The organism is Chitinophagales bacterium, from assembly GCA_013816805.1.
GTDB lineage: Bacteria > Bacteroidota > Bacteroidia > Chitinophagales > UBA10324 > MGR-bin340.
Window position 1 is genome coordinate 106,006 of record JACDDS010000009.1, and the last position, 15,935, is coordinate 121,940.

The 15,935-nt window shown below is 37.5% G+C and carries 14 protein-coding genes; 2 read left to right on the forward strand and 12 right to left on the reverse strand.

What is annotated here, in order from left to right; genetic code table 11:
• Positions 1–32: 32 nt before the first annotated feature.
• The 5 genes from H0W62_09315 to H0W62_09335 all read right to left on the reverse strand — a co-directional run bounded on the left by H0W62_09315 (position 33) and on the right by H0W62_09335 (position 6,093).
• Positions 33–995 carry a glycosyltransferase family 2 protein gene (locus tag H0W62_09315; GenBank protein MBA3648734.1) on the reverse strand — a complete coding sequence of 321 codons (963 nt, stop codon included), beginning with the start codon at positions 993–995 and terminating at the stop codon, positions 33–35.
• A gap of 172 nt (positions 996–1,167) precedes the next feature.
• Positions 1,168–2,658: a glycosyltransferase family 39 protein gene (locus H0W62_09320; GenBank protein MBA3648735.1), complete on the reverse strand. Its 1,491-nt coding sequence runs from the start codon at positions 2,656–2,658 to the stop codon at positions 1,168–1,170.
• Between the two features lie 7 nt (positions 2,659–2,665).
• Positions 2,666–4,132, reverse strand: a complete 1,467-nt coding sequence (locus tag H0W62_09325) for a sugar transferase (protein MBA3648736.1) — start codon at positions 4,130–4,132, stop codon at positions 2,666–2,668.
• A 4-nt stretch (positions 4,133–4,136) separates the two neighbouring features.
• Complete coding sequence (locus tag H0W62_09330; protein MBA3648737.1) at positions 4,137–4,991, reverse strand: hypothetical protein; 855 nt, start codon at positions 4,989–4,991, stop codon at positions 4,137–4,139.
• Between the two features lie 121 nt (positions 4,992–5,112).
• The gene (locus tag H0W62_09335; protein MBA3648738.1) at positions 5,113–6,093 is read right to left on the reverse strand and encodes a Gfo/Idh/MocA family oxidoreductase; all 981 of its coding nucleotides are present in this window, start codon (positions 6,091–6,093) and stop codon (positions 5,113–5,115) included.
• Between the two features lie 185 nt (positions 6,094–6,278).
• Here H0W62_09335 and mtaB point away from each other — a divergent pair, with 185 nt between their 5' ends.
• Positions 6,279–7,640, forward strand: a complete 1,362-nt coding sequence (mtaB, locus tag H0W62_09340; protein MBA3648739.1) for a tRNA (N(6)-L-threonylcarbamoyladenosine(37)-C(2))-methylthiotransferase MtaB — start codon at positions 6,279–6,281, stop codon at positions 7,638–7,640.
• 100 nt (positions 7,641–7,740) lie between these two features.
• Positions 7,741–8,898, forward strand: coding sequence for a prolipoprotein diacylglyceryl transferase (locus tag H0W62_09345; GenBank protein MBA3648740.1), 1,158 nt, complete (start codon positions 7,741–7,743; stop codon positions 8,896–8,898).
• A gap of 13 nt (positions 8,899–8,911) precedes the next feature.
• Here the strand turns inward: H0W62_09345 and moeB are convergent, their stop codons facing one another.
• From moeB to thiC, 7 genes are read right to left on the reverse strand one after another with little or no spacing between them, the layout of a single operon-like run.
• Positions 8,912–10,039: a molybdopterin-synthase adenylyltransferase MoeB gene (gene moeB / locus H0W62_09350; protein ID MBA3648741.1), complete on the reverse strand. Its 1,128-nt coding sequence runs from the start codon at positions 10,037–10,039 to the stop codon at positions 8,912–8,914.
• A 24-nt stretch (positions 10,040–10,063) separates the two neighbouring features.
• Positions 10,064–11,170: a 2-iminoacetate synthase ThiH gene (gene thiH, locus H0W62_09355; GenBank protein ID MBA3648742.1), complete on the reverse strand. Its 1,107-nt coding sequence runs from the start codon at positions 11,168–11,170 to the stop codon at positions 10,064–10,066.
• Between the two features lie 14 nt (positions 11,171–11,184).
• Positions 11,185–11,955, reverse strand: a complete 771-nt coding sequence (locus H0W62_09360; protein ID MBA3648743.1) for a thiazole synthase — start codon at positions 11,953–11,955, stop codon at positions 11,185–11,187.
• A complete protein-coding gene (gene thiE, locus H0W62_09365; protein ID MBA3648744.1) occupies positions 11,952–12,635 on the reverse strand; it encodes a thiamine phosphate synthase in 684 nt (227 codons plus the stop codon). The genes H0W62_09360 and thiE overlap by 4 nt, the downstream gene beginning before the upstream one ends.
• Positions 12,628–13,401 carry a hydroxymethylpyrimidine/phosphomethylpyrimidine kinase gene (locus H0W62_09370; GenBank protein MBA3648745.1) on the reverse strand — a complete coding sequence of 258 codons (774 nt, stop codon included), beginning with the start codon at positions 13,399–13,401 and terminating at the stop codon, positions 12,628–12,630. Before H0W62_09370 ends, thiE begins: the two co-directional genes overlap by 8 nt.
• Positions 13,395–14,018, reverse strand: a complete 624-nt coding sequence (locus tag H0W62_09375) for a thiamine phosphate synthase (GenBank protein ID MBA3648746.1) — start codon at positions 14,016–14,018, stop codon at positions 13,395–13,397. The genes H0W62_09370 and H0W62_09375 overlap by 7 nt, the downstream gene beginning before the upstream one ends.
• Positions 14,015–15,892, reverse strand: coding sequence for a phosphomethylpyrimidine synthase ThiC (gene thiC / locus H0W62_09380; protein ID MBA3648747.1), 1,878 nt, complete (start codon positions 15,890–15,892; stop codon positions 14,015–14,017). The genes H0W62_09375 and thiC overlap by 4 nt, the downstream gene beginning before the upstream one ends.
• Positions 15,893–15,935 lie beyond the last annotated feature (43 nt).

Genomic DNA, 15,935 nt, shown 5'->3' on the forward strand with positions numbered 1-15,935 from the left:
CCTTGAAAAAAATATGAACTAGCCTTCCATTTTCACGGTTGATCTTTAGCGCCTAACTTTTCATGATCAAAATTTATTTTACGATCCATAATATACTCCGGCCTGGATTTTATTTCATCGAATATACTGGCAATATATTCACCCATTAATCCAATACTTAATAATTGAACACCTCCAAAAAATATTATAGCTATTATAATTGAAGACCATCCCCTAACAGTAGTTTCAGGGAAATAGAATTTGGAAATAAGAACATACACCACGAGTCCGATGCTTACAATAAAACAGAACAACCCCAGATTGGTAGCAAGTCTTAGTGGCTTTTTAGTGAAATATACGAGGCCAACACGCGCGAAGCGCAACATATTATTTACCGAAAATTTTGTGATCCCGGCAAATCGCTCTTTGCGTTCATAAAAAATCGGCTTTTGTATAAAACCTACCCAGGCTATCAGGCCTCTTATATACTTTTGTTTTTCCGGCAATTTTAAAAAAGTATCTATCACTTTACGGTCAATCAGCCGAAAATCGCCGGTGTCTTTTGGAATCGATACATCAGAAAGATTACTTAATATTCGATAATACCACCTTGCAGTTAATTTCTTAAACGCAGATTCTTTATCCCTTCTTCTTCGCACAGCATATACCACATTACAATTTTCGAGTTGCCACATTTTTATCATATCAGGAATCAACTCAGGAGGATCTTGCAGGTCAGCATCTATTATAATTGCTACATCACCGGAAGCGTGGTTTATGCCAGCTGATATAGCAGGCTGGTGACCAAAATTTCTGCTTAGTGAAATACATTTAATTTTTTTATTGGTTGCACAAGAGTGCTCGATTATTGAAAGAGTGGCATCAGTACTTCCATCATCAATAAATATTATTTCATAATCTAAATCGATTTCCCGTGCAACTGCAAGTAACCGATAGATTGTTTCTTCTAAAACTTCCTGTTCATTATAACATGGTACTAGAATAGACACTATCATATATTTTGCATGGTAAGCAATGCTGAATAGGTTTTATACCGCTGCTATAAATTAAGGTAATTTAAAAATGGTAAGTGTACATCATTCCAGTTTAAGTTTTAGCCTGATCATATTTATACATGTGGCATAAATAAGCTCAGTTCTGTTAATTTTAACAGGTATGGATTTAGAATTATTGTTTTGATGAAATAATGCGAAAAACCTTTACTTGATTCATAGCGTCAATTATTGATACATTGTATTTTGCCTGAAGATTATTTACAATATTATCAGCAGCCACCATTACAGTATCCCCTTGCTTTATATCCTCTTCTCTGGCAAAGGAGGCCGCCTGATGGTTCTCTTTCAGCATATCAATATAAAACAATATGTTGGCAGGATAATCAGGACAGATGATTTTTACATTATTTAAATTCTTCTGATTTCTGATTGCATTTTGTAAATAGATAGGTATTTCATATTCTATTTGCTCATATGAATAATTTTTAAATGAATAAACTTGATCTATAATATGGCTATACGGAAGTATCAAAATAAAGAACATAAGGATTAAACCCCCAACGGGATATTTAAGATGGTTAGAAAAAGAAATATTTTGGGAAGTCACTTCATATATCCAATTCAAAAAAATCCCTGTTATTAAAGCTAACAAAGGATATATTGGTGCATCGTACCATTTAAGTTTGGTTTGTGCCGAGGAAATTATTAAAATATACTGCAGAACACACAAAACAAGGAACGCTGACAGTCTCCTGATCATCTTTTGCTTGTAGAAGAGGCCAATTACAATTCCGCAGGGTATCAGTAAATACCAGGCGCTATAATGACTATCTATTATTTGATTAATATAGAACCAAAACGGAAATTTGTGATCTTCAATAGTATGAAGGTATCTTCCACCTGCTTCATTTTCCAAAACAGCTTTAAAATATCCTGGGTTTATTATTTCACGGATAAGATAATATCCTCCTCCTATTAGAAAAAATAGAGATATTCCTATATAAAACGATCTATTTCTCAGGATTGAAAAAACTTTGCGTCTTGCAAAAGCATATATTATTAAAGAAGGCAGAAATAGTAAACCGGCTATTCCCTTACACAGGAGGGCGAGTGTTATACCAATAAAAAAAAACAGTAGAAAATTTTTTTGTTGTTGTTCAGATTCAATTAAAATAAAAAAGCACAATAGGTAAAATGTAGTTAAAAATACCAGCATAGCATCATAATCTCCTGTTCTTTCTACGTGAGGCATAATGTATCCTGCAGATGAGACCAGAACTACCGTTGCAATAAAGCCGAGACTATAACTGTGCACATATCTGTCAGCAAATAAAAATAACATAGCACATGTCAACACACCGCATATTGCTGCTGGAAATCTGATAGCCAGTTCATTTAAACCGAAAAGATGGATGCATATAACCTGCATCCAAATCATGAGTGGAGGTTTGGTATTCCACATGTCAGGCGCACCATCGTAAGTGGTTACAATCCAGTTACCTGATTTTGCCATCTCAGCAGCATTCACTGCCAAACGGGACTCATCCCAAAGCCTGATAGGATAAGAAGTAAGGTGAAGAAAAAGAGGAAAATAAATAATTACCGCCAGCAGCCCAATGCCGGTTATTCTTAATCTGCCAGCTGTTAAAACATTAACATTCATAGCTGGCTTATTTCCCCCTGCCTTGTAAGATCGTCCTGAATGTATACAGCAGGATCTTAAGGTCTAATATTAAAGACATATTTTCAATATAAAGCAGGTCGTATTTCATTCGGGAGATCATCTGTTGCACATTTTCGGCATATCCGAATTTCACCATACCTAGTGAAGTGATACCAGGTTGCACGCGATGCAGGTGTTTATAGTCTGTGGTCTGCTGCAGAATTTGATCTATATAATATTTCCTTTCAGGGCGTGGACCCACCATACTCATTTCACCCTTTAATACATTAAAGAACTGCGGTAATTCATCAAGCCGCCATTTCCGCATTATTTTTCCCCATGAGGTTATCCGGGGATCTTCATGAGAAGAAAGTAAAGGTCCATTAGTCTCCGCATTTACATACATGCTTCGGAATTTATAAATACGGAAAGGCTTCCCATGAATGCCTATTCGTTCCTGAGAATAGATTATGGGACCTTTGGAAGAGAACCGCACTTTTAATGCAACAAAGAGATACAATGGCAGGAAAATAATAAGCACAAGCGCCGAAACAATGATGTCTGAAATACGCTTAACGATATATTGCCACTTCGACATCAGCTGTGGGTATATTTCGATAAAAGAAGCACCCAATAAATGGTTCATTCTTACCGAACCTGCCAGAATATCGTACATATCAGGGACAATCTTAATGATCACATTCCTGTCCGCAAGCTGATTTAATATTTCGCGAAGCTGATGATGTTCAGAAGATTCAATAGCCACAACCACCTGCCTTACCTCGTGATTACGGATAACAGGTTCCAGATCTGCCATTACGCCCATCTTTGGCAAATACGTGCTGAGCCCGTTACCGTTACCATTTCCATTAATGTGAACGCTACCATTGCCATTGCCGTGACCATTTGTTTCAATAAAGCCAATAAACTGGTATCCCTGTGCTTTACTTTTTCCGTTTAGTTCTTTATGTACTTCAATAGCTCTCTTATTTCCACCAATAAATAAAGTTGGGAAGTAAACCATGCCCTTATCCATCTGGTATTTACTGCGGTTAAGCACTAAAAGCCTTCCTGACATAGTCAAAAAAAAATGTACGGAAAGCAGGATACCAATAGATTCATAATAATCACGGTAGTTAAAAATCCGGTCATCTATTAATACCGCAAAAAACAGGATTACTACCCCCATAACTGTAACATAAAGGGTTTGGGTAAGCTCATTTACCCGCGATTTTAGATAAATATTAGTATAAGTCCCAGTGAGATAATAGAGCAGAAGCCAACTAAAAGGTATAATTAACAGCCCTTGTACGAATTTGCGATCATTCATAAATAATGAAAATTGCTCATAAGTAAAGTGCTCAATAAAGACTTTTCGGAGTGTGAAAAAGATTGCCCATGAAAATAATGCGGTGAGGTAATCCATTACCGCATACAAACAAATACTTTCTTTTATGTATTTCGTTTGTTGCATCGGGTTAAAAATTTACCAACTTAATGTTGTCGAGATAAATCCGCGATTCGGTTGAAGAAGAATCATAAACAGCCCGTATTAAAATCTGGTAACTGTCTGAACTCAGGTTTGCAATATCATTACCCATATTCAAATAAATTTTATTCCATTCACTTCTGGGATTAATATTCCATTTATATAAAAAAGTGGTTCCTAAAGAAGCACTTCCGTAAAGACCTATCTGAAACATCTGGTTGCATTTGTAATTCATTTCTAAGTACACAGGCTTATCCTTAGGAAGTATATAACCTGCTGTAGTCCTCCCTTCATAAATGGAGTGATCTTTATTGAGAAAAATATATCCTGAATAATTCCCTTCAAGTTTATTTAATAAGTCATTAGTCCGGATCATATTGGTATCACCAGAGATCTTATCAAAAACATTGCCTGCTTCAAAATCTTCTATTAAGGGAAATTTAGTGCCCGGGCTATAAGTAAATTGCGGAGTTATTGAGTAAATTTTACCAGGATTAAGACTTACAGACATGGTATCAGGATAGTAGAAAGGATAAATAGCCCTTGTTTCGGAAATGCCGTTATCCCAAATACCTGCGTTTATAATTATTGAAGTATTTCCGTTGTTTAAGAGTGGAAATGTTTTGGGAATTTCATAAACCCCTTCAGAGGTGTAATTGGCATCGACCCAAACATCGGTTATTCTTTGCGAAGACGACCCCTGCCCGGGGCCTGCATTAAAATTTACTGTATCAACCTGGAGGTATGCAGGTATTACTTCGGCAGGATTTATAAGGGCACAAGATGCAGATGAGAGTATTAAAATAAAGCCTGTAACAGAACATATTTTATTTATAGATATCAAACCGATATGCTTTAGTTTTTTTTATATAATAGAAAACGGTTATGAGGTTGCAATATTATTATATGGAAAGAAATTTTTACTGTCAGTTAAGAAATGTAGGATTATTTCAAAACTGTGACAATCAGCTAAAGGAGTTCACACGATCTATTTTATCAATTATCTCATAGGCAATTTTCATAGCATTATAACCGTCTGATAATGTTACAGCAGTTTCTTTATCCTGCTGAATTGAAGAATAAAAAAGTTCCAGCTCCATCTTAATGGAGTTAATCGGCTTGATTTCCGGACGTTCAAAGTTAATTACCCTGGTTTCGTTATTGCCGGTATTTAATTCAATAGCGAAGGGATTACTATTATCTCTCTTATCGGAAAGCCTGATTATTTCCGCTTTCTTATCAAGAAAATCAATGCTGATGTATCCATCTTTTTGAAACATTCTTGTTTTGCGCATTTGCTTAAGTGAAATTCTGCTGGCTGTAATATTAGCCACACACCCATTGTCGAATTCAAGTCGTGCATTGGCAATATCCGGAGTAGAGGAAACCACTGAAACTCCGCTTGCACTAACTTTTTTTACTGATGATTTAACTACATTCAGCGTTATGTCTATGTCATGAATCATTAAGTCAAGGACAACAGGTACATCTGTACCTCTTGGATTAAATTGTGCAAGCCGATGTGTTTCTATAAACATGGGCTTTAAAAAATAAGGCTTAATTGCAAGAAATGCAGGATTAAATCTTTCTACATGACCTACCTGTGCTTTTATACGGGCCTCTTCTGCAAGCTTTACGAGATTGCGCGCTTCTTCAAGGGTGTTTGTTAGAGGCTTCTCAATAAAAATATGCTTTGATTTTTTTATTGCTTTTACAGCACAGTCATAATGGGACACAGTGTTAGTTACAATATCAATGCAATCTGCTTCATCAATTAATTCATCTATGTTGTCAAATCGTCTAGTACCAAACTCACGTACAGCCTGCATGGCATTCTCATCGTTTGGATCGAAAAAACCTACCAGCTCAAAATCTTTTATCTCCCGGATCAGCTTTAAATGAATTTTACCGAGGTGGCCGGTACCAAGCACACCAATTCTCAACATGCACTTTAATTTGAGACAAAATAAACAATAGAATGTGAGATGAGGAACTAAATAATAGGTAAGTCATTTTTATGAATAATTAAATTCAAAAACATTATTAGACATCATGGGCAGACTTTCAATGTCATGAAAGGTTGCTAACCTGTAAGAACTTAAAGCATTTGCTTTTGTCTACTTTTGCGCGAATGTCTGTGCACAAAAAGATCGCTTTTCATACCCTGGGATGTAAATTAAATTTTGCAGAAACATCGGCTATCTCACGATTGATTTGTGCAGACGGTTTTGAAAAGGTAGATTTTGAAGGCAAAGCAGATATTTATATTATCAATACATGTTCCGTGACAGAAAATGCGGATAAAGAATGCAGGGCTGTAGTGCGTAAAGCATTAAGATATTCGCCCCGGGCCCAAATAGTCATATTAGGATGCTATGCCCAATTAAAACCTTTGGAAATAGCAGAGATACCCGGTGTAGACCTGGTATTAGGCGCCAGAGAAAAGTTTAATATCGGGGAATACCTTAGAAAGCTACCTGAAGAAAAGATAATAAATAGTAAAGCAGCTGTTTACTCTTGTGACATTGATGAAGTAAACTTATTTGAAAGCAGCTATTCATTCGGAGAGCGCACCAGGGCATTCCTAAAAGTTCAGGATGGTTGCAATTACAATTGCACTTACTGCACCATCCCATTAGCCCGTGGAAAAAGCCGTAGTGACACTATAGCACATGTAACGGAGCAATCTCAAATGATTGCACAATCCGGAGTGAAGGAAATTGTTTTAAGCGGCGTGAACCTAGGGGATTTTGGAATCCACGATGCAGTTAGTCGCCACCATGAAGAAACGTTCTATGAACTCTTGCAGAAACTGGAAAATGTAGAAGCAATTTCACGGTTCCGCATTTCTTCAATTGAACCTAACCTGCTGAAGGATGAAATAATTGAATTTGTTGCAAGGTCAACGCGCATCATGCCCCATTTTCATATTCCTCTTCAGTCTGGGTCCGATGAAATCTTAAAACAAATGAAACGCAGGTATTTAACGGGATTGTATAAAGACCGAATTGAAAAGATAAAATACTTAATGCCGCATTCCTGTGTTGGAGCCGATGTTATTGTTGGTTTTCCAGGTGAATTAGAGAAAAATTTTGAAGAAACATATCAGCTTCTCGTGGACCTTGATATAAATTATTTGCACGTATTCACATATTCGGAAAGAGACCATACGGAAGGAGCTGCTATGGAAAAGGTAGTACCCAAATCAATCCGAAACCAAAGGAATAAAATGCTTAGGATCCTTTCTGAAGAAAAAAAACAGGCATTTTATAGACAGCACATAGGCACGACCAGAAAAGTTTTATTTGAAGGAGGAGAAAATCATTATACAGCATCAGGTTATACGGATAACTACATACGGGTTACGGCTGAAGGTTATCCCGGTATTGTTGGCAGCATTGAGGCTGTAACATTAGAAAACGAATCAGCCAATTCTTTAAGAGGAAGATTAATTTCGAAATCAATTACCAATTACGAATTTATTCTGTCTTAATAAACCCAGATAGATTCTGCAAAAACAATTGCAGATGAGAGATTCAATTATAAAAGTTTATTTATAGATTTTACATTCAATTTGTTAGCTATTTAAATTAATGTATCCTACCATTTCCGACCTCATCAAAGATTTGTTTGGCATTTACATACCCTTGCCCATTCAAAGCTTTGGTTTTATGATGGCAGTTTCTTTTTTTTTCGCGGCCTGGACGCTTGCAATGGAATTAAAAAGAAAAGAAAAAGCGGGACTACTTTTTCCTGTCAAAAAAAATGTAATTGAAGGAGCCCCTGCAACAATTTTAGATTTAATATTGAATGCATTGGGAGGCTTTATTGTGGGATATAAATTAGTGGCAATTGTACTTGACTATAAATCTTTTGTAGGTGATCCCCAGAGTTTTTTACTTTCTACACGTGGAAATCTTTTAGGTGGAGCAGCATTGGGTATTATTTTACTGTACCTCAAATACCGCGAAAAAGAGAAGCAAAGATTACCCCAACCGGAAAAAAGACAAATAGAAATTTATCCTCATCAATTAGTGGGTGACATTACAATCGTTGCTGCAGTTTCAGGATTATTGGGTGCCAAAATTTTTGATAACCTCGAACATATTGATTCGTTTATAGCAGATCCGATAACTTCTCTTTTGTCGTTTAGCGGGTTAACATTTTATGGAGGGCTTATATTTGGCGCAATTGCCGTTCTGTATTTTGCCCGAAAAAATAAAATTTCTGTGTTGCATTTAGCAGATGCGGCTGCCCCTGGATTAATTCTGGCTTATGGTATTGGCAGAATAGGCTGCCAGCTTGCAGGCGATGGCGATTGGGGCATTGTTAATTTTAATCCGAAACCGTCGTGGTTTTTTTTTCCGCATTGGGCATGGGCATATAATTATCCCCACAACGTAATTCAGGAAGGAATAGCAATTCCTGATTGTGTCGGAAAATTTTGTTATCAATTAGCCCACCCAGTTTATCCTACTCCATTGTATGAAACCACGGCTGCGTTATTAATTTTCTTTTTTCTCTGGAGCATCCGGAAAAAGATCCGGGTTCCGGGAATGATTTTCAGCATTTACCTGCTCCTTAATGGGATAGAGCGGTTTTTAGTTGAACTGATTCGCGTGAATGTACAATACCATTTTATGGGGATTAATGCCACACAGGCTGAAATTATTGGCGTAGTGATGGTAGTACTGGGGATTACCGGAATATTATTTTTTCAAAAACGCTATGCTCTGAAACAATTGAAGTGAAGGATAGAAAATTTCATTTTAAATTTTCAATAATGGAATTCATTTCTAAATATGTTTTTAATCCACCCTTTAAATTGTACAGGTTTGTAAAACCATATTTATCCTGCAGCTGTGTAATTGCTATTTGGCTTCTGATCCCCGCTTTACAATAGAAAATTACTTTTTTGTCTTTGGATATTTTCGCAACATTCAGCATTATATCGCCTAAAGGAATAAAATCACCACCAATATGCACTTTTGCCCGCTCAAACGGTTCCCGTACATCTATCAGCTGAATATTATCGTTCTGATCCAAGATCTGTTTTAGCTCCCCGGGAGAAATTTCTTTAATGATTTCATTTGATGATACGTTGCAAATATTTTTATATTCCTGCGAATTCAATAATGGTAAGCTCCGGATTTCATCCACTGCATTTTCATCTCTTCTGAATGATACCGTCTGGAATTTCATAGAAAGAAAATCGATGTTCAATATTTTCCCCGAAAGAGCCTCTCCTATTCCGCAAATAATTTTAATAGCTTCATTTGCCATTAGCGTTCCCACTATACCCGGAACAATTCCCATGACTCCGGTCTCTGAACAATCTGGCCTTTGCCCCGGTAAAGGAGGCTTATCAAATAAGCATCTGTAGGTGCCACTCCTGTTGAAATTAAATACTCCAACTTGACCGGTAAATCTATATACTGCCCCGGATACAAAAGGTTTATCCAATTTCACGCATACATCATTTATCAGATACCTGCATTCAAAATTATCAGAGCCATCAATAATCAAATCATAATTTTCCAGAATTGTAAGGGCATTTTCCGGATATAGAAATTCGCTGATAGATACAATATTAATTTCCGGATTTAATACCGATAACTTTTGTTTTGCTATTCCGGCTTTATTTTTTCCAATTTCATTTTTATTAAATAAGACCTGGCGATGAAGATTTGTAACATCTATTGAGTCACCATCGATAATCCCTATTGTACCTGTACCCGCAGCTGCAAGATATGGAAGTAGAGAGCAGCCGAGACCGCCTGCTCCAATAACTATAACTTTTGCTTTTTTTAATTTTATCTGACCTTCTATACCCAGCTCAGACAATGATATCTGCCTTGAATAGCGATGATGTTCTTCCTTTGTTAATTCCACAGCAGAATATCTAATTTCATATAATCAGCTTAACGAACGGTCCCAATCCTTCCAGACTGGTTCATAACCGCTTGATTCAATAATAGCAGCTAATTCCTGAGGAGAACGGTCATCAGAGATTTCAAATTGCTCCAATGCATTCGAGTTGCTGTATCCCCCGGGTTCTGTCTTTGATCCTGCACTAATTGAGGTAATGCCCAGTTTAATGGCATTGTTCCGGAAGCCGCGTGCTTCCCGGGTCGATAGAGATAGTTCCACATTTTCATTATAAATTCTGTAAGCACATATCAGTTGCACCAGCTGTTTTTCACTCATTGGAAACTGAACATGTTGAGAGCCGACCGCTGGCCGAAGCCGCGGGAATGAAATGGAAAATTTTGTTTTCCAAAAGGTCTTTTCGAGATAAGCCAGATGCTGAGCAGTAAAAAAAGAATCGGTTCTCCAATCTTCAAGACCCAGTAAAACACCTAAACCTATTCGATGGACACCTGCCTTCCCCAGCCGGTCAGGTGTATCAAGCCGGTAGATGAAATTTGACTTTTTTCCTTTGGGATGATATTGCTTGTAATTTTCCTTGTGGTAAGTCTCCTGGTAAACAAGAACTGTATTTACTCCGCAAGCAATTAATCTTTCATAATCATGCAGGTCCATTGGTTGAACCTCGAGCATAATATTTGAAAAGTGAGGGCGTATCAATCTTATGGCATGTTCAAAATAATCCGATCCTACCGTTTTAACCGCTTCCCCACTTACAAGCAAAACATGATCATAACCCATTTCTTTGATAATGGCAATTTCGCGGAGGATCTGATTATCATTTAAGGTTAATCTTTCAATCTTATTATTAAAACTAAAGCCGCAATAGGTACAAATGTTCTGACATTCATTGGAAAGATACATCGGGATATACATTTGTATAACATTTCCAAAGCGACGCAAGGTAATATCATGGCTTAGTTGTGCCATGTTCTCTATATGCTTTTCTGCTGCAGGTGATATGAGTGCTTTAAAATCTTCCAGAGTCCTGTTTTCTTTTAAAAATGCTGTTGTTACATCTGTTTCCGTTTTAGCATAAATAGAATCACGTTCAGTATTCCAGTTCAGTTCATCAAAAATTTTTACAAAGCTCATCTCACTTAATGTTTTTATTCGGAAAGGAAGGCGGTAAGAGGACTGCTCGCTTCTGCAAATGCTGAGGTAATACCTAATCTTGATTCATATGCCATTCTGCCTGCTTCAACTGCTAACTTAAAAGCACGTGCCATCTCTGTTGGATCAAGTGCTACTGAAATGGCTGTATTAACTAATACTGCATCAGCTCCCATTTCCATTGCTGCGGCAGCGTGAGAAGGAGCTCCAATTCCTGCATCAATAACAACAGGTATCTTGCTTTCACGAATTATGATCTCCAGCATCTCTTTTGTTTGAAGTCCCTTATTCGATCCAATCGGTGAACCTAACGGCATTACCGCACTTGTACCTGCATCTTCCAAACGCTTGCATAGTACAGGATCCGCATTCACATACGGTAAAACAATAAATCCCATTTTCACTAATTGCTCTGAAGCAATTAAGGTTTCCACAGCATCTGGCAAAAGATACCTTGGGTCCGGATGTATTTCCAGTTTGAGCCAATTCGTTTCCATAGCTTCTCTTCCTAATTGAGCAGCAAGAACCGCCTCTTTCGCATTTCTTGCTCCGCTAGTATTAGGCAGTATTTGCACAGGAAGTGATCTTATTATATTCCCTAAATCATCTTCATTTTTAGAAATGTCTATTCGCTTTAATGCCACAGTAACCATTTGTGTATCCGAGGCTCTTATCGCTTGAGTCATCAATTTTTTCGAACTGAATTTTCCCGTCCCTAAAAACAACCGGGATTGAAAATATTTTCCTGCAATAATTAATTCTTTCATAGTTGTATTACATTAAAATATGTATGAATACCAGAATTAGCTTCTGACACTCCACATTCATTTATAAATTCCCTGATTGACTGACCCGGATTTCCGGAAAGACTTACAGCAGAGGAAACAGCCACTCCATTTGCATTTACGCCAAAGATTGATTCTACATCAGTGAGTTGTATTCCTCCTATGGCAATAACAGGTTTCATCATGCCTGCTTTTCGTGCACCCGAAATAATAGTTTTAATACCTTCCGCTTGTAAAAAGGAATACTGATTTTGTTTAGTCCCGGATAACCGGAATGGCCCAAGGCCCACATAATCAATTTCGGCATTTTTTAAATCCAGTAATTGTTCCATGGTATGGGTGGATAATCCAATAATGCTATCTCTTCCCAGAATTTTTCTTGCTTCAGTCCATGGCATATCATCCTGTCCCAAATGAACTCCATCTGCACCTATTTTTTTAGCTATGTAAGGATGATCATTTATCAGAAGTTTTACATCGAATTGAGCTGTGATGGCTCTGGCGTGTTCGGCAATCTGCAGCCATTCTTCTTCATTTCTATTTTTGATTCTTAGTTGAATCCATTTCACCCCTGCTTCACAAGCAGTTTGAACTTGCTTCTCATGGGAATAATGCGGCAGGTCCTGAGTAAGAAAATGAAATCCGGAAATTTTTTTATTCATGCACCTCTATTTTAATATTTTTATGAATGCCAAGTAGTCCATCGCTGCTTAGCAAAAATTTCCGTGTGTATTCCCTTGCCAGTTTGCAGCTTATTAATAAATTATTTCCTCTGGTAAGAAAAGCTGTTATAGCCGATGACAGGACACAACCCGAACCATGTTTTTTATATCCATTAAGAAAATGTGTTTCAAAATAATATTCGTTTCCTTCGGTAAATAATAAATCGAAAAGTTGATTATCAGCACCGGCAACACTTTTAACAAAAACATTTGTGAAGTTTTTCAATCTTCCAGCTGCTTTTAAATCATTTCCTTCGTTCATTAATTTTTTTATTTCCTCACTATTAGGAGTTATTAAAAATACTTTCTTACAGATTTCAATAAACTCATCATAGCTGAATTCTGAATGAAAATGAAATCCTGAAGAAGAACTAAGGATCGGGTCCCAAATAATCTTAATAAATGGAAAACTTTTTTTCAAAAAATCTATTACCTCTATAACTATGCTAAAGCTTTCAATGAGACCTATTTTAATGTAAGTGAGCGGATACTTTTTCAACAAAATTTCAAGCTGTAAAAAAATAGTATGTGACAAAACCCATTTTACGCTTGAAAGCTGTTCTTCGGTCTGAACCGTATTAGCTGTGCATACGCCCAACCCATACACATTAAGCTGCTCAAAAGTTTTTATATCGGCAACCAGTCCTGCTCCGCCACTGGGATCAAAGCCTGCAATACTTAAAGCGTATTGATGTTGCTTTAGCATAACTTTTTTATTCTGCAAAATTTTTCCACAGGATCAGAAGATTTCCAGATAGAGCCAAGAAGCGCCACACCGCTAAATCCAAAATCCTTTGCTGACTCAATTTTACTTTCATCTATACCTCCTAAAGCAATTACTCTGTATTTAGTACTTCTCAGAGTTTCACGAAGCGACTGCTCATTGAAAGTGCTGCTGTACCCGATCTTCGAGATACTTTCAAACACCGGGCTGAGAAAAACATAAGAATAATCATTCCCGCATGAAAGAATATCTGACTGCGCATGAAAGCCTGTGCTTATTTCGGCATCCTTTTTCCGGAATTTAATAAGCTTTTGCAGCGCTATATTTTTCCAAAAATTTTTCTTTCGATTTGACTCGCTGAAATGAATGCCACATAATTTATATTTAAAAAAAAACTGATAATGTGAATGAATCATTATTCTATTTCGAAACCTCTCATTAATATTTAGAATATAATGCTGCATTTCTTTAGGTGAAAAACGAGGCTTCCGCAAGTGATATGTATCCATGCCTGCCTCAAAAAGATTCTTTACTATTTTTAACTCATCTTTTACTTTTCCGGGGGATGAAAGCACTACAATTTTGAAATCAACATTCATTGCTTTACATATAATTCACTTCCTGATTCTGCAAACTCCCTGGCCTTTTCCGTCAATCCATTATCAATAATTATACTTTCAGCAACCTTAAGCTTTTCAGCATAATCACGAACCTCCTGTGTAATCTTCATAGAACAAAATTTCGGTCCGCACATAGAACAGAAGTGAGCGACCTTTGCATTCTCTGCAGGCAATGTTTCATCATGAAATTCTTTTGCCGTATCCGGATCCAGCGACAGGTTAAACTGATCTTTCCATCTGAAATCAAATCTTGCTTTACTTAGTGCATTGTCTCTGAACTGAGCCCCAGGATGCCCTTTCGCCAGATCAGCTGCATGCGCAGCAATTTTGTAAGCTATCACACCATCCTTTACATCTTTTTTATTAGGAAGGCCGAGATGCTCCTTCGGAGTTACGTAACACAACATGGCGCATCCATACCAGCCAATCATTGCAGCGCCTATTGCAGAAGTAATGTGATCGTAGCCAGGGGCAATATCTGTCGTTAACGGGCCTAAAGTATAGAAAGGAGCTTCGTGACATTCCTCCAATTCTTTCTCCATATTCACTTTTATCAAGTGTATTGGAATATGTCCTGGACCCTCAATCATTACCTGCACATCATGTCTCCAGGCGATTTTTGTCAGTTCACCAAGCGTTTTTAATTCTGCAAATTGTGCGTTATCATTTGCATCGGCAATACTCCCGGGGCGCAGGCCATCGCCCAGTGAAAAAGACACATCATAGGCTTTCATAATTTCACATATCTCTTCGAAATGGGTATAGAGAAAGCTTTCCTTATGGTGAGCAAGACACCATTTTGCCATAATGCTGCCCCCACGTGAAACAATACCTGTTATCCTGTTAGCCGTAAGCGGAATATACCGAAGTAACACACCGGCATGTACCGTAAAATAATCCACACCCTGCTCTGCCTGCTCAATCAAAGTATCGCGGTAGATCTCCCATGTCAAATCTTCGGCAGCACTCACCTTTTCCAGGGCCTGATAAATAGGCACTGTTCCCAGCGGGACGGGGGAATTACGGATTACCCATTCACGTGTTTCATGAATATTTTTGCCGGTCGAAAGATCCATAATCGTATCGGCTCCCCAACGGCATGCCCACACTCCCTTTTCTACCTCTTCTTCTATGGAAGATGTAACTGCACTATTGCCAATATTCGCATTAATCTTAACCAGAAAGTTTCTCCCGATAATCATCGGTTCTGTTTCAGGGTGATTTATATTAGAAGGAATAATGGCACGGCCTCTTGCAATTTCTTCCCTTACAAATTCCGCAGTAATTGCATTAAGAGGAATTGAAGCACCGAATGCTTGACCTGCATGTTGTGTTTTTAATTCTGAAAAATAATTTTTTACTTCATTGGCACGTTGATTTTCCCTGATAGCCACATACTCCATCTCCGGTGTAATGATGCCTTTCTTTGCATAATGCATCTGAGTAACATTCCCGGAACATTTTGCCTTGTAAGGCTTTCGGCTTTGTTCAAAATGGATATCTGCTAATCCCGGATCGGACAATCTATAATTGGCATAGTCCGAAGAAAAACTCCTGAGTTCTTCCGTATCATTTCGATTTAAAATCCAATCTTTTCGAAGTGGCTGCAGGCCTTTATATACATCTATATCTGCTTCAGGATCGGTATAAGGGCCACTGGTATCATAGACTGTGACCTTCATCCTTTCTTTTGTATCGGTTCCATTTTTAATTTCTGCAACATCATCTGTCTCAATTTCACGCATGGCAACCTTTATATCGTGCAGTTTACCTTTCACAAATAGTTTTTTAGACCCGGGAAAGGGAGCGCGGGAAATGGTTTCTGATGTGGGAAGCTTTTTAAAATTACTCATGGAAATATTTGCTTGATGATTAGTTAAATATTTTTTCTAATGC